This window comes from Bradyrhizobium sp. 172 (assembly GCF_023101065.1).
GTDB classification, from domain to species: Bacteria; Pseudomonadota; Alphaproteobacteria; order Rhizobiales; family Xanthobacteraceae; genus Bradyrhizobium; species Bradyrhizobium canariense_D.
In genome coordinates this window covers 123,466-137,046 of sequence record NZ_CP064701.1, presented here as the reverse complement: position 1 = coordinate 137,046, position 13,581 = coordinate 123,466, and the positions used below count along the sequence as shown (strand labels likewise).

At 63.3% G+C, this 13,581-nt stretch carries 15 protein-coding genes; 8 read left to right on the top strand and 7 right to left on the bottom strand.

Going from position 1 to position 13,581, the window contains the following annotated elements; all coding sequences use genetic code 11:
• The first annotated feature begins 19 nt into the window (after positions 1-19).
• Positions 20-664, top strand: coding sequence for a carbonic anhydrase (locus IVB07_RS00665; RefSeq protein WP_018459791.1), 645 nt, complete (start codon positions 20-22; stop codon positions 662-664).
• 115 nt (positions 665-779) lie between these two features.
• Here IVB07_RS00665 and IVB07_RS00660 read toward each other — a convergent pair whose 3' ends face one another.
• On the bottom strand, positions 780-1,814 hold the full coding sequence (locus tag IVB07_RS00660; protein WP_018459790.1) for an aspartate-semialdehyde dehydrogenase: 1,035 nt from the start codon (positions 1,812-1,814) through the stop codon (positions 780-782).
• A gap of 116 nt (positions 1,815-1,930) precedes the next feature.
• Here IVB07_RS00660 and IVB07_RS00655 point away from each other — a divergent pair, with 116 nt between their 5' ends.
• Both IVB07_RS00655 and IVB07_RS00650 read left to right on the top strand, forming a co-directional pair.
• Entirely contained in the window at positions 1,931-2,719 is a 789-nt protein-coding gene (locus IVB07_RS00655) for a hypothetical protein (RefSeq protein WP_018459789.1), read from the top strand.
• Between the two features lie 156 nt (positions 2,720-2,875).
• Positions 2,876-3,262, top strand: a complete 387-nt coding sequence (locus IVB07_RS00650; RefSeq protein WP_018459788.1) for a hypothetical protein — start codon at positions 2,876-2,878, stop codon at positions 3,260-3,262.
• A gap of 148 nt (positions 3,263-3,410) precedes the next feature.
• Here the strand turns inward: IVB07_RS00650 and leuB are convergent, their stop codons facing one another.
• Positions 3,411-4,523: a 3-isopropylmalate dehydrogenase gene (leuB, locus tag IVB07_RS00645; protein WP_018459787.1), complete on the bottom strand. Its 1,113-nt coding sequence runs from the start codon at positions 4,521-4,523 to the stop codon at positions 3,411-3,413.
• A gap of 132 nt (positions 4,524-4,655) precedes the next feature.
• Here leuB and IVB07_RS00640 point away from each other — a divergent pair, with 132 nt between their 5' ends.
• A complete protein-coding gene (locus tag IVB07_RS00640) occupies positions 4,656-5,846 on the top strand; it encodes a YbfB/YjiJ family MFS transporter (RefSeq protein ID WP_018459786.1) in 1,191 nt (396 codons plus the stop codon).
• A 138-nt stretch (positions 5,847-5,984) separates the two neighbouring features.
• On the opposite strand, the gene IVB07_RS00635 is transcribed toward IVB07_RS00640, so the two are convergent.
• The 4 genes from IVB07_RS00635 to IVB07_RS00620 form a co-directional block, all read right to left on the bottom strand.
• Positions 5,985-6,767, bottom strand: coding sequence for a molybdopterin-dependent oxidoreductase (locus IVB07_RS00635; protein WP_204512876.1), 783 nt, complete (start codon positions 6,765-6,767; stop codon positions 5,985-5,987).
• Between the two features lie 14 nt (positions 6,768-6,781).
• A complete protein-coding gene (locus tag IVB07_RS00630; protein WP_018459784.1) occupies positions 6,782-7,411 on the bottom strand; it encodes a cytochrome b/b6 domain-containing protein in 630 nt (209 codons plus the stop codon).
• 183 nt (positions 7,412-7,594) lie between these two features.
• Positions 7,595-8,149, bottom strand: a complete 555-nt coding sequence (locus IVB07_RS00625; protein WP_018459783.1) for a fasciclin domain-containing protein — start codon at positions 8,147-8,149, stop codon at positions 7,595-7,597.
• A 300-nt stretch (positions 8,150-8,449) separates the two neighbouring features.
• A complete protein-coding gene (locus IVB07_RS00620; RefSeq protein ID WP_018459782.1) occupies positions 8,450-9,211 on the bottom strand; it encodes an SDR family NAD(P)-dependent oxidoreductase in 762 nt (253 codons plus the stop codon).
• A gap of 110 nt (positions 9,212-9,321) precedes the next feature.
• Here IVB07_RS00620 and IVB07_RS00615 point away from each other — a divergent pair, with 110 nt between their 5' ends.
• A complete protein-coding gene (locus tag IVB07_RS00615; protein ID WP_018459781.1) occupies positions 9,322-10,851 on the top strand; it encodes a malonyl-CoA synthase in 1,530 nt (509 codons plus the stop codon).
• A 28-nt stretch (positions 10,852-10,879) separates the two neighbouring features.
• The gene (locus tag IVB07_RS00610) at positions 10,880-11,389 is read left to right on the top strand and encodes a hypothetical protein (protein ID WP_204512880.1); all 510 of its coding nucleotides are present in this window, start codon (positions 10,880-10,882) and stop codon (positions 11,387-11,389) included.
• On the opposite strand, the gene IVB07_RS00605 is transcribed toward IVB07_RS00610, so the two are convergent.
• Positions 11,386-12,246: a sulfite exporter TauE/SafE family protein gene (locus tag IVB07_RS00605; protein WP_018459779.1), complete on the bottom strand. Its 861-nt coding sequence runs from the start codon at positions 12,244-12,246 to the stop codon at positions 11,386-11,388. The genes IVB07_RS00610 and IVB07_RS00605 overlap by 4 nt on opposite strands.
• A gap of 522 nt (positions 12,247-12,768) precedes the next feature.
• Here IVB07_RS00605 and sdhC point away from each other — a divergent pair.
• Both sdhC and sdhD read left to right on the top strand, forming a co-directional pair.
• Positions 12,769-13,167, top strand: coding sequence for a succinate dehydrogenase, cytochrome b556 subunit (gene sdhC, locus IVB07_RS00600; RefSeq protein ID WP_018459778.1), 399 nt, complete (start codon positions 12,769-12,771; stop codon positions 13,165-13,167).
• Positions 13,164-13,580: a succinate dehydrogenase, hydrophobic membrane anchor protein gene (gene sdhD / locus IVB07_RS00595; protein WP_007598776.1), complete on the top strand. Its 417-nt coding sequence runs from the start codon at positions 13,164-13,166 to the stop codon at positions 13,578-13,580. Before sdhC ends, sdhD begins: the two co-directional genes overlap by 4 nt.
• Position 13,581: the final 1 nt, after the last annotated feature.

The window sequence follows — 13,581 nt, the reverse complement described above, 5'->3', positions numbered from 1 at the left end:
ATATGATTAGGCATAGGCCATGACCACATTCCCAGAGCATTTGCTGGAAGGCTACAAGGCCTTCGCCACCCAGCGGCTGCCGACCGAGCAGACCCGCTACCGCGAGCTGTCGGTGAAGGGGCAGTTCCCTGAAGTGATGGTGATCGGCTGCTGCGACAGCCGCGTCTCGCCCGAAGTGATCTTCGACGTCGGGCCGGGCGAACTCTTCGTCGTCCGCAACATCGCCAATCTGGTGCCGGTGTATCAGCCCGACGGCAACGCGCATGGCGTCTCGGCGGCGCTGGAATATGCCGTGACGGTGCTGAAGGTGAAGCACATCGTGGTGCTCGGGCACGCCCAGTGCGGCGGCATCCGCGCCTTCGTCGACAAGATCGAGCCGCTCACGCCGGGCGACTTCATCGGCAAATGGATGCAGATGTTCATCAAGCCGGGCGAAGTGGTGGAGCAGCGCGACCACGAGACCATGGCGCAATTCGTCGAGCGCATCGAGAAGGCCGCGGTGTTCCGCAGCCTGGAAAACCTGATGACCTTCCCGTTCGTGCAGAAGGCGGTCGAGAGCGGCCAGATGCAGACCCACGGCGCCTATTTCGGCGTCGCGGAGGGATCACTGTTCGTGCTGGACAAGGCGGCGAAGGAATTCAGGAACGCGCGCGAGATGGCGTAGGTCCGCAGCTCTTGTGGGGTGGGCAAAGCGAAGCGTGCTCACCACTTTTCTAGCAATTGTGGAAAGATGGTGGGCACGGCGCTTCGCGTCTTTGCCCACCCTACGGCAGCACGGCTTACGCCGCCTTCTTCTTCGCGCTGATCAGCTTGCGGTTGATCAGGACTTCCGCGATCTGGATCGCGTTGAGCGCGGCGCCCTTGCGTAGATTATCCGAGACGCACCACAGCACGAGACCGTTCTCCACCGTCGCGTCCTCGCGGATACGGCTGATATAGGTGGCGTCCTCGCCGGCGGCTTCATACGGCGTGGCGTAGCCGCCGGGCTCATGCTTGTCGATGACGAGACAACCCGGCGCCTTGCGCAGGATGTCGCGTGCTTCGTCCGCGCTGATCGGGTTCTCGAACTCGATGTTGACGGCCTCGGAATGGCCGACGAAAACTGGCACGCGCACGCAGGTCGCGGAGAGCTTGATCTTGGGATCAAGAATCTTCTTGGTCTCCGCCATCATCTTCCACTCTTCCTTGGTGTAGCCGTCCTCCATGAAGACGTCGATCTGGGGGATGACGTTGAAGGCGATGCGCGCCGGAAACTTGTTATTGATCAGCTCCTGGTTGGTGTAGACGGCCTTGGTCTGCGAGAACAGTTCGTCCATCGCGTCCTTGCCGGCGCCCGACACCGATTGATAGGTCGAGACCACGACGCGCTTGATCGTCGCCTTGTCGTGCAGGGGCTTGAGCGCGACCACGAGCTGCGCGGTCGAGCAGTTCGGGTTGGCGATGATGTTCTTCTTCTTGAAGCCCGCAGTCGCGTCCGCATTCACTTCCGGCACGATCAACGGCACGTCCGGGTCCATGCGCCAGGCCGAGGAATTGTCGATCACGACCGTGCCGGCGGCGCCGATCTTCGGCGACCATTCCTTCGACACCTCTCCGCCGGCCGACATCAGGCAGATGTCGACGTCGGAGAAGTCGTAATGCTCCAGCGCTTTGACCTTCAGCGTGCGGTCGCCGTAGGAGACCTCGACGCCCATGCTGCGGCGTGACGCCAGGGCCACCACCTCGTCCGCAGGGAATTTGCGCTCGTCGAGGATGTTGAGCATTTCCCGTCCGACATTGCCGGTCGCGCCGACGACTGCGACTTTGTAACCCATCGTTCACTCTCCGACGAAAAAGCTCTTTCCTGAAGCTGAGGCTTAAACAGGAAGAGCAGCGCTTCTATGCGAGAACCGGCCTCAAGACAACGTTGGACCATGCCTTAGGGACGTGGATGCACTCGCCCGAGGCCAGCACGGCCGCAAACCCCACCCAGATCCATCTGGCGCTTGCAGCCTTCGCCGACGAGGTCGTCGGCACGCTGGCGCGCCTGTTCGCCTATGTGGGGATTTTGGTACTGTTTGCCATCCTCGGCCTTGCCGCACTCGGCCAGCTGCCCAACTTGCGCGACGATGATCCGGCGCTGAAGCCCGATTGGAGCGTGGCCGACCGGTCGCCTCCGGCCTTCGCCCTTAGCCGGCTCGATTCGTCAGAAAAAACAGCTTCTTACGCGATCTTCAGGCATCCCGAAGGCGGCCGCAGGGACGTGATGCGCTGGGCCAGCGAGGCAGACAGGACCGTGGCCGAGCTCGAGATTTACCGGGAAGGCGGCGAATTCGACGTGACGCGTCCAGCAACAATGGATCTGGCCGTCCGGATGGGACTGGGCACCGCGACCCCGCTGGAGCAAGCCGGCCTGATCGACACGAAATTCGGCCCCGTCGCCCTATTCCAGCCGACCGGTCCGGCGGAGGGCGCGCGGGCCTGCCTCGGCTACCTCAAGCGCAGCGAGGAGCCGGCGCTCCAGATCTCCGGATTCTCCTGCCAGGGCGACAGCCTGCCTGCGCGGCGCGCCGCGATCGCCTGCACGCTGAACCGGCTAACGCTGCTGACCTCGGGCAACGAGCCGAAGCTGGCCGAATTGTTCGCCCATGCGGAGCTGAAGCGCCGCCCCTGCGCGCCCCCGGGCGCGTCGGACTGGCTGCTCGGCGCCGCCAATGCGCAGTTGCGCGGCGCGCTCTGATCGGCATCAAGCTCAAGTGGCTGTATCCATGCAACTTTTGCCGGCGCGCACGATTATTCAGCGCTGGTGTGACCCAATAGACCTAGTTGCAGCCGCCCCGGCCGGGTTAGTATGAGCGTGAAATTGATTGGCGGCTTGCCGCCTGAAGGGGACGTGATGAGCTCGAATTTCTCTGCCGCGAACAAACTGGCGATGTGGCTTACGGCCGGCGCCGTGATTGCCATGTCCTCAGCCTTCGCGACACCCGCCTCGGCCGACACCAAGAAGCAGCGCTATGACAGCGGCCGTCACTATTACGGCCCGAGCGGCCCCAATTCGAGCTATCAGCAGGGCCGCACCCGCATCTATGTGAGCAAGCGCTCCTGGCTCGACGGCGGCACCGAGGTCAATCCGGGCGACCGCAAGTTCTCCGACTACGCCTTCCCGCCGGCGGTAGGCTATCCGACCTTCGCGCGCGAAAATCTCAACCGCCCGATCGATCGCCAGCCGCTGAGCACGCCGCAGGATGTTGGCGGCTATCCGCAGAATTTCCCGCTGTACTGAGGCGGACATATCGACCGAATCAAATGGCCGGGCTCGCGCCCGGCCATTTTTGTTTGTCGTGTAGCCCGGATGGAGCGAAGCGCAATCCGGGATTTTCGACACGCGGGAAGAACGCCGGATTTCGCTTCGCTCCATCCGGGCTACGGCTCTAAGCGTGCAGCTTCTGCAATTCCTTCAAGATCGCTTCGCCCATCTGCGTGGTCGAGGCGGCAGTGGTGCCTTCCGACTTGATGTCGGCGGTGCGCAGGCCGCTGGCCAGCACCGCGGCGATCGCGGCGTCGACCTTGTCGGCGAGCGCGCCCATGTCGAAGGAGTAGCGCAGCGCCATGCCGAAGGACGAGATCATCGCGATCGGATTGGCGAGGCCCTGGCCTGCGATATCAGGCGCCGAGCCGTGCACGGGCTCGTACAGCGCCTTGCGCTTCTTGCTCTTGACGTCGACCTCGCCGAGCGAGGCCGAGGGCAGCATGCCGAGCGATCCCGTCAACATCGCAGCAATGTCGGACAGCATGTCGCCGAACAGATTGTCGGTGACGATGACGTCGAACTGCTTCGGCCATTTCACCAGCATCATGCCGCCGGAATCGGCGAGCTGATGCTCGAGCGTGACGTCGGGATATTCGCGCTTGTGGACCTGGGTCATGACCTCATTCCAGAGCACGCCCGACTTCATGACGTTGCGCTTCTCCATCGACGTCACCTTGTTCTTGCGCTTCTTCGCAAGCTCGAAGGCGACGCGGCCGATGCGCTCGATCTCATAGGTGTCGTAGACCTGGGTATCGATGGCGCGCTTCTGGCCGTTGCCGAGATCGGTGATGGTCTTGGGCTCGCCGAAATAGACGCCGCCGGTGAGTTCGCGCACGATCATGATGTCGAGGCCCTCGACCGCCTCGCGCTTCAGGCTGGAGGCCTCCGCCAGCGCCGGGTAGCAGACCGCGGGACGGAGGTTGGCGAACAGACCGAGATCCTTGCGCAGGCGCAGTAGGCCGGCTTCGGGGCGCACCTCGTAGGGCACCGCGTCCCATTTGGGACCGCCGACCGCACCGAAGATGATGGCGTCGGCCTCCTTGGCCTTGGCCATGTCGCCTTCCGAGATCGACACCTTGTGTGCGTCATAGGCCGAACCGCCAACGAGGCCGGTGTCGGTCTCGAACTTGGCGATCCCCGCCGAACTGAGCCAGTCGATCAGCCGCTTCACCTCGCCCATCACCTCGGGGCCGATACCGTCGCCGGGAAGCAGCAGCAGTTTGTGGGTCGCCATGGTCGTTTCCTCTGAGGTCGATTTCGGCCGGAGTGCTAGAGCGGCGTTGCGTGCTTGGCAAGACACCATTGCCGCTTCGGTTCTGTGCAACGCGGGCAGGGCCTGCCACACTGCGCATGCCGGAGTACCCATTTGCACGCCCCTGAACGTCCCCCGCCCGACGCCCATCCCGCGCGGCTGATCCTGACCCTGTCGCTGGCTGCGACGGTTGGGCTGGGTATCGGCCGCTTCGCCTATTCGCTGGTGCTGCCCGACATGCGGGAGGACCTCGGCTGGTCCTACTCGGCGGCCGGTTTCATGAACACCATCAACGCCGTCGGCTACCTCGCGGGCGCGCTTGTGGCATCCCGGTTGATCGAACGGGTCGGCTGGTCGGCCGCGATCCGTGGCGGAACCCTGGCCTGCGTCGCCGCGCTTGCGACTTGCGCGCTGACCGGGAACTTCGTTGCGCTGAGCCTGGCCCGTCTCGTGCTGGGCGTTGGCGCCGCGGCCGGTTTCGTCGCCGGCGGCGCGCTGGCCGCTTCCATTGCGCAGTCGCGCCCGGAGCGGGCCAATTTCCTGCTGAGCCTGTTCTATGCCGGACCCGGCATCGGCATTCTCGCCTCGGGCCTGATCGCCCCGTTCACGCTGCAATATTTCGGGCCGGGCTCGTGGTGGATCGTGTGGTGGGCGATGACGCTGCTGTCTGTCGTCATGACCGTGCCGCTGTTCCTGGTCCGCATCGAGAGCGGCGTGCGTTTCTCGCAAGGCGGCCACGGCGCCTTCGCCATTTTTCCGGTGCTGATCTACCTCGCCGGCTACTTCCTGTTTGGCGCGGGTTACATCGCCTACATGACCTTCATGATCGCCTATGTGCGCGACGGCGGCGGCGGGGCCGCAGCGCAGGCCGCGTTCTGGAGCCTGATTGGCTTGAGCGCCTTCGTCACGCCGTGGGCCTGGCGCCGCGTGCTCGCGCTCGATCGCGGTGGTCTTGCCACCGCCATCATCCTCGGCACCAACGCGCTCGGCGCCGCCCTGCCGATGCTCGGGCATTCGCCGGCATGGCTCGCGGTCTCGGCGATCGTGTTCGGCGTCGCCTTCTTCGCCGTAGTCGGCTCGACCACCGCCTTCGTGCGCTTCAACTATCCGCCCGAGGTGTGGCCGACCGCGATCGCGGCGATGACGATCTCGTTCGGCGTCGGCCAGACGCTGGGCCCGATCGTGGTCGGCGCGATCACGGACGCGCTGGGGAGCTTGAGTTACGCGCTGAATGTGTCGGCGGCGCTGCTGGCGCTGGGCGCGGTTGCCGCGCTGTGCCAGCGGAAAGTGGAGCCGGCCTCATAACAAGTGTCGTCCCGGCGAAGGCCGGGACCCATAACCACAGGGAGCATTTTGGGGAAGACTGGTCGTTCGGGATTGGCATCTAGCGAAAATCGATAGACCTCGCGGTATGGGCCCCGGCCTTCGCCGGGACGACAACAGCTAGCTTCCGCTGAACGAATTGTACCCCTGGTCTTCCCAATAGCCGCCCTTGTAGTCGTTGGTGACTTCCATCGACACCACGTATTTCGGGTTCTTGAAGCCGAGCTTGGTCGGCACGCGGATCTTCATCGGGAAGCCGTAGGCGCGCGGCAGGATTTCGCCCGCATATTTGAACGTCATCTGGGTCTGCGGATGCAGCGCGGTGCGCATGTCGAGCGGAGAATTGTAGCCGTCCTTGTCGGCGCACTGGAACCAGACATACTTTGCGCGGGTGTCGGCGCCGATCAGCTTAAGGAAGTCGCGCATGGGTGTACCGGTCCAGCTGCCGATCGCGCTCCAGCCCTCGACGCAGATGTGACGGGTGATCTGCGTAGCCTGCGGCAGCTTGTACAGCTCGGGAAGCGTCCACGACTTCTTGTTCTCGACGAGACCGCGGACTTCGAGCTTCCAGTCGGCACCGTCGACATCGGGCGCGTCGTCGAGATCGTAATAGGCGTTGAACGGAAACGGTTTTGTGATCGCGCTCTCGGGAAACGTCGGCGCCAGCGCGTCGGGATTGAAGATGAAATCCTGCACGGCATCGTTGAATTTCGAAACCGACTTCAGCATCTCCTCCGCGGAGGACGAGTCGATCACGTCGCAGCCGGTGAGCAGCGTCAGCGCCCCGAGGCTTGCGCCGCCCGCGATGAAGCGGCGGCGGCTGACCTCTGGCATCGTCTTGATGGAATCCTTGATCAGCAGCCGCTTGTCGACGCCCGGGATCAGGAATGAGCGCTTCGCCATGACTCTCTCTCCACTCAACGGCCGATGATCATCGCGCGCAGGCTCTTCGGCACCAGCAGCGCGAGTAAAACATGAATGACCAGGAAGGCGCAGATCGCGGCCATGCAGAAGAAATGGATGTAGCGCGCGGTCGGATAGTCGCCGAACAGGGACACGAGCCAGTGCAGTTGCACCGGTTTCCACATTCCCAGCCCCGACAGCACGATGATCACGCCGATCAATATGATGCCGGCATAGAGCACGCGCTGGACGTAATTGTAGACGGAGAGATCGGCATGGCCGAGCTTGAAGGTCAGCGCAGCCCTGACGTCGTGGAGCACGCCGGATGGGGTGATCGGCAGCAGTTTTTTCCGGAAGCGGCCGGTGGCAAGGCCGGTGACGAGATAGGCAAGGCCGTTGATCATCAACAGCCACATCGCCGCAAAGTGCCAGAGCAGGCCGCCACCGAGCCAGCCGCCGAGCGTGTACTCGCGCGGAAAGCTGAAACCGAACAGCGGCGAGGCGTTGTAGATCTGCCAACCCGACAGGATCATCAGGATCATGGCGAAAGCGTTGATCCAGTGCATGACCCGGACCCAGGCCGGCTGGATCACTTTGGCCGGGGTGGCGCTGACCTGCTCGTCGGTGACTGTGAGGCTCGACATGGCGGTTCCGTCCTGAACATCGTCTGACAGCAATTATACGCCGATGCTTCCGCTTTCGTTACGCCCTGTTCGGCATCGAATCCATGTCGGCTGGCTATCGTGGTCACAATAAAGCGAGCCGGGTACCCCCGGCTCGCCATTTCGTCGCATCCGGTTCGGGGATGAAGCCGGACGGCGCGGTGTTTACGTCGCCGGCATCAGCACGGTGTCGACCACATGGATTACACCGTTCGACTGGTTGACATTGGAGATCGTCACCATCGAGGTACCGCCCTTGGCGTCGAGGATCCAGACCTTGCCGTCCTGCTTCTTCACCGTCAGCTCCTCGCCTTCGGCGGTCTTCATCTTCTTGCCGTCGGTGAGGTCGGACGCCTCGAGCTTGCCGGGCACGACATGGTAGGTGAGGATCTTGGTCAGCGTCGCCTTGTTCTCGGGCTTCACCAGAGTGTCGACGGTGCCGGCCGGCAGCTTGCCGAAGGCGGCGTTGGTCGGCGCGAACACCGTGAACGGACCCTTGCCTTCCAGCGTCGGCACCAGGCCGGCCGCCTTCACCGCCGCCACCAGCGTGGTGTGGTCCTTCGAGTTGACGGCGTTCTGGACGATGTTCTTGGACGGGAACATCGCGGCGCCGCCGACCATGACGGTCTTTTCCTCGGCGCGGGCGGGCGCGACGACGGTCGCGGTGATGGCCAGCGCGCTGAAGGCCGCAGCGGTGAGATAGGCAATACGCTTCGACATGGAGGGTCTCCCGATTGGATTGTGACCGGCGATTGCCGGCGTTCGAGTTGGGCAACAACAGTGGCTGCGACCTGCGAGTGTGAAGCAGCAGCGCCGTCGTTGGCTCGAACTACGGGAGCGTTTGCGAAGCGGTTTCGAACAAAACTTCTTTGTGATGGGTGAAACTAAGTGCGTGGTTCTCCGTGGGGGGCGTCATTGCGAGGAGCGAAGCGACGAAGCGATCCAGGCTGCCACCGCGGATGCACCGCTGGATTGCTTCGCTTCGCTCGCAATGACGCGCCTCGACGATCTACCTGCCGCTCAATCCCTGTTGTGCGGCGTCTGGATAAACCCGCGATTATGCGTCGGGCTGATCAGCAGTTCATTGATGCACACCCGCGCCGGCATGCTCGCGATGAACGCGATGGTGCGGCCGAGATCTTCGGATTGCAGCATCCTGGCCTGCTCCTCCTCGCTCGGTACCACCGGGCGCAGCTTCAGGATCGGGGTCGCCACCTCGCCCGGCATCAGGCAGCAGGCGCGCAAGCCGTTGACGCATTCGTCCATGTTGAAGGAATGCGTCAGCGCCAGCACCGCATGCTTGGTCGTGGTGTAGGCCGGGCCCGGCATTTTCGAGACGTGGCGGCCGGCCCAGGACGAGACGTTGATGATGGAGCCGTCCTGCTGCTTGCGCATCGTCGGCAGCACCGCGCGCATGCAATAGAGCACGCCGTTGAGATTGACCTGGACCAGCTGGTCCCAGCCCTCCAGTTCCATGTCCTTCCAGCTCCGCTTAGGGACATTGATGCCGGCATTGTTCACCAGCAGGTCGATCCGGCCGTGCTTCGCAACGATTTGATCAGCCGCCTTCTGGGCCGCGGCGGCGACCGACACGTCCAGCGCGATGGCCTCGGCGGCCCCGCCCGTCTGGGCGATCTTCGCGACCACGGTATCCAGGGCGTCCTTGCGCCGGCCCGAAACCACCACCGTCCAGCCGTCGGCCGCCAGCGCCTCGGCGCCGGCCTCCCCGATCCCGCTGCCCCCGCCTGTCACCCAGGCCACGCGTTTCCCGTTTTTGGTCATGCAAACTGTCTCCGTTGCTTCATCGGGGCGGTTTTTGCTAATCCAGCCCTCGGTTTTGACCGGCCTCTGACGATCGTTGCGGTCAAGCCTTGCGGTCGAGGAAATCTTGCATGAACCAAGCTGCCAACGCCAATCTGTTTTCCCGCCTGTTCGACGGCCTCGACGATCCGAAGCGCCTCGCGATCGAGACGCATGACGGGGTCCGCATCAGCTATGGTGATCTGATCGCCCGGGCCGGACAGATGGCCAATGTGCTGGTCGCGCGCGGCGTGAAGCCCGGCGACCGCGTTGCGGTGCAGGTCGAGAAGTCCGTGACCAACATCGTGCTGTATTTGGCCACGGTGCGGGCCGGCGCAGTCTATCTGCCGCTCAACACCGCCTATACGCTCAACGAGCTCGACTACTTCATCGGCGATGCCGAGCCCTCGCTGGTGGTCTGCGATCCCGCCAAGGCGGAGGGCCTCGCCCCCATCGCCGCCAAGGTGAAGGCCAAAGTCGAGACGCTCGGGCCTGACGGCAAGGGCTCGCTGACGGACGCCGCCGACAAGACGAGCAGCGAATTCACCACGGTGGCGCGCGCAAACGACGATCTCGCCGCGATCCTCTACACGTCCGGCACCACCGGCCGCTCCAAGGGCGCGATGTTGACCCACGACAATCTGGCGTCGAACTCGCTCTCGCTCGTCGGCTTCTGGCGCTTCACCGACAAGGACGTGCTGATCCACGCACTGCCGATCTACCACACCCACGGCCTGTTCGTGGCGACCAACGTGACGCTGTTTGCGCGGGCATCGATGATCTTCCTGCCGAAGCTCGACCCGGATCTGATCATCAAGCTGATGGCGCGTGCCACGGTGCTGATGGGCGTGCCGACGTTCTATACCCGTCTGCTCCAGAACGCTGCGCTGTCGCGCGAAACCACAAAGCACATGCGGCTGTTCGTCTCGGGCTCGGCGCCGCTGCTCGCCGAAACCCATCGCGAATGGTCGGCGCGCACGGGGCACGCGGTGCTCGAGCGCTACGGCATGACCGAGACCAACATGAACACGTCGAATCCCTATGACGGCGAGCGCGTGCCCGGCGCGGTCGGCTTTCCGCTCCCCGGCGTGTCCGTACGCGTCACCGATCCCGAGACCGGCAAGGAGCTGCCCCGTGACGAAATCGGCATGATCGAGGTCAAGGGCCCGAACGTGTTCAAGGGCTATTGGCGCATGCCGGAGAAGACCAAGGCGGAATTCCGCGACGACGGCTTCTTCATCACCGGCGACCTCGGCAAGATCGACGCCAAGGGTTACGTCCATATTCTCGGCCGCGGCAAGGATCTCGTGATCTCCGGCGGCTTCAATGTCTACCCGAAGGAAATCGAGAGCGAGATCGACGCCATGCCCGGCGTGATCGAATCCGCCGTGATCGGCGTGCCCCACGCTGATTTCGGCGAGGGCGTCACGGCGGTGCTGGTCTGCAACAAGGGCGCCGATGTGACCGAGGCCGCGGTGCTGAAGGCGCTCGACGGCCGGCTGGCCAAGTTCAAGATGCCCAAGCGGGTCTTCGTGGTCGACGAGCTGCCGCGCAACACCATGGGCAAGGTGCAGAAGAACGTGCTGCGGGATACGTACAAGGATCTTTACGCGAAGAAATAGGGGCGCAACTGCTCCGGGCTGGGGGGACATGAACCGAGAGCAAGCTAAGAAGATACACAAGCACCTGCTCGATGCCGCCGCAGCATTCCGGCGAGCGGAGGCCGCGATCGTCGATGTTGGCGATGACGGCCGAAAGCTGTTTGCAGATCCGCTCGTAACGGCGGTTTTCCATTTGCAATTCAAGCTTCTGCGATTGATCTACAAGCGATTTCCGGATCTTGAACCGCCGGGACGGCCTGCCACCATCGACAGCACACTCCGGTGGGAAGACGTTTCACTTCCGTCCTCTGTGCTGGAGACCGATTTGGATCGCGTCATTTTCTCTGTCATGAAGTCGCGATGGCAGAAGTTCGCAATGGTCCTGTACTGCGCGGTTGAGAGGGTCGAAAAGGAAGAAGCGCTAGCGGCTCCCGTCGATTTTGAGGTCTTTGCGGCCCGCATTCAGGCGTTGGTTGAGGCCGACCTCCTGGAGGCGCAAGGCAATCTTCAAATGTGGGGCCACAGCGAAGTGAGATTGAAGGACCGGTCCGTCAATTAGTGCCCACCCACCAGGCTCATCACAAACCTGCTGCCGACGATGAACAGATAGCACCCGAACGCGACTTCCAGCGTCCGCTTCGACATTGCATGCGCAGCCTTCACACCGAGCGGTGCCGTCACAAGGCTCATTGGCATCACCAGGACCGCGCCGATCAGCGAGACGTAACCGAGCGCGAACGGGACCTGCAGGGCTGCAACGGCCGGGTAGCTCACCGCCGCAGGCCAACCGGCATAGATGTAGCCGAGCGCGCCGGGGATCGAGATCAAGACCGCGAGCGCCGACGATGTCGCCACTGCCTGGTGGATCGGGCGGCCGTAGAACGTCATCAGCAGGTTCGAGAACAGGCCACCGCCGATGCCCATCAACGTCGACAAAATGCCGACGCAGAAGCCGTAGATTCGCATCAAGGGGCCCTTCGGCAGATCATCGCCGAGCTTCCAGCTCTCGCGCGCGAAGATCAGCCGTACCGCGGCCGACCAAGCGACGGCGACGAACACGATCTTGAACAGTCGCTCCGGCGCGTAACGCGCGACCACGCTGCCGGCGACGACGCCGATCAGGATCGGCAGCCACCAGACCCGGAGGATCGCAAGATCGACGGCGCCGCGCCTGTAGTGCGCCTGGAACGAACGGATCGAGGTCGGAATGATGACAGCGAGCGAAGTGCCGATGCAGAGCGGCATGCGCACCTCGAGCGGCACACCGGCGATGCGGAAGCACTCGTAGAACACCGGCACCAGAATCGCGCCGCCGCCGATGCCGAACACGCCGGCCAAAAATCCGGAGAGCGCGCCGGTTGCGATCAGCAGCAGCGCGAGTTCGGCGATCTCCTTGATATCAAGTCCTGCAATCACCCCTGACCTGCCCCGGCGATGGGTCGCAACTTCTCCGATGCATCGCTCGGAAACGGCTGCCCGCAATGCTCTAGGCGATCTGATTTGTCGGGTCGACCGCCGCATCTCCGGTCCGGGGTGGGATGCGGACTGCGCATATCCGCCCGTCTCGCGAAAAATCGGCGCGCTTCGCGGAACTTGGAGATTGCTTGCCGACCATCCCTACCGGTTCGAACGTCATGAACTGACTGGCTCGAACCCTGGCCGGCCCGCAGCGGCTTGGAGCCGTTCCAATAGTAATTTCAATGCGTCTCGGGTCTCATTACAAGAGGTGAATTTATATTCTATCTTTAGCCGGTGCGCCACCCCTCTGGTATACCAAGTCTCCGATTGGCCTTGTTACATCAAGGGCCTAGAGCTGAACTCAAGTTCGGTTTATGGCGATTTGGTGATTGCGCAGGTGAAATCGACTCCGTAAATAGAGCCGACCTTTCGCGATCCCCGCGCGCCCCATGCTGGGCCGCAATAAAGCAATTGAAGCCCATGACCGCACGGATCGAACGACCGCTTTCGCCGCACATTCAGACCTACCGCTGGACCCTGACGATGGCGCTTTCCATCGTCCATCGCGCCACCGGAATTGCCCTCTACGCCGGAACGCTGCTGCTGGCCTGGTGGCTGATTGCGGCGGCCTCCGGCCCCGCCGCCTATAGCCACGTCCAAGCCTTCACCGGCAGCATCATCGGCCGCCTGATCGTGTTCGGCTACACTTGGGCGCTGATGCACCACATGCTCAGCGGCATCCGGCATTTCGTCTGGGACCTCGGCTACGGCTTCAAGGCCAATGAGCGCGAAGCGTTGACCTGGGGCGCCCTGATCGGCGGCATCGTGCTCACGGTCCTCATTTGGATCATCGCCTACGCGATCGGAGGCGGACGATGAGTTTCGACGAATCCCACGGCGCCCCGAAGGGCTCCTCCATGCGCACCCCGCTCGGCCGCGTGCGCAATCTCGGCGCGGCGCATTCGGGCACCTCCGATTTCTGGCGCCAGCGCATCACCGGCGTCGCCATGACGCTGCTGATGATCCCCGTGATCGTGATCGTGATGATGCTGCTCGGCCGCAACCAGGCCGGCGCCGCACAGATTCTCGGCTCGCTGCCGATCGCGGTGATCCTGCTGCTCTTCATCTTCGCCAGCGCCTGGCACATGAAGATCGGCATGCAGGTCGTGATCGAGGACTACATCCATAACGAGAAGCTGAAGCTCATCTCGATCATGCTCAACAACTTCTTCTCGTTCGCCGTGGCGCTCGCCTCGACCTACGCGATCCTGAAACTTTCCTCCGGAGTCTAAA

What these genes read in the sequence shown, in the direction of transcription:
- leuB (WP_018459787.1), bottom strand. Translation starts at nt 4,523, where the DNA reads ATGGCGACCCACAAACTGCTGCTGCTTCCCGGCGACGGTATCGGCCCC.
- IVB07_RS00625 (WP_018459783.1), bottom strand. Translation starts at nt 8,149, where the DNA reads ATGTCGAAGCGTATTGCCTATCTCACCGCTGCGGCCTTCAGCGCGCTG.
- sdhC (WP_018459778.1), top strand. Translation starts at nt 12,769, where the DNA reads ATGACCGCACGGATCGAACGACCGCTTTCGCCGCACATTCAGACCTAC.
- IVB07_RS00660 (WP_018459790.1), bottom strand. Translation starts at nt 1,814, where the DNA reads ATGGGTTACAAAGTCGCAGTCGTCGGCGCGACCGGCAATGTCGGACGG.
- IVB07_RS00630 (WP_018459784.1), bottom strand. Translation starts at nt 7,411, where the DNA reads ATGTCGAGCCTCACAGTCACCGACGAGCAGGTCAGCGCCACCCCGGCC.
- IVB07_RS00610 (WP_204512880.1), top strand. Translation starts at nt 10,880, where the DNA reads ATGAACCGAGAGCAAGCTAAGAAGATACACAAGCACCTGCTCGATGCC.
- IVB07_RS00620 (WP_018459782.1), bottom strand. Translation starts at nt 9,211, where the DNA reads ATGACCAAAAACGGGAAACGCGTGGCCTGGGTGACAGGCGGGGGCAGC.
- IVB07_RS00615 (WP_018459781.1), top strand. Translation starts at nt 9,322, where the DNA reads ATGAACCAAGCTGCCAACGCCAATCTGTTTTCCCGCCTGTTCGACGGC.
- IVB07_RS00635 (WP_204512876.1), bottom strand. Translation starts at nt 6,767, where the DNA reads ATGGCGAAGCGCTCATTCCTGATCCCGGGCGTCGACAAGCGGCTGCTG.
- IVB07_RS00655 (WP_018459789.1), top strand. Translation starts at nt 1,931, where the DNA reads ATGCACTCGCCCGAGGCCAGCACGGCCGCAAACCCCACCCAGATCCAT.
- IVB07_RS00650 (WP_018459788.1), top strand. Translation starts at nt 2,876, where the DNA reads ATGAGCTCGAATTTCTCTGCCGCGAACAAACTGGCGATGTGGCTTACG.
- sdhD (WP_007598776.1), top strand. Translation starts at nt 13,164, where the DNA reads ATGAGTTTCGACGAATCCCACGGCGCCCCGAAGGGCTCCTCCATGCGC.
- IVB07_RS00665 (WP_018459791.1), top strand. Translation starts at nt 20, where the DNA reads ATGACCACATTCCCAGAGCATTTGCTGGAAGGCTACAAGGCCTTCGCC.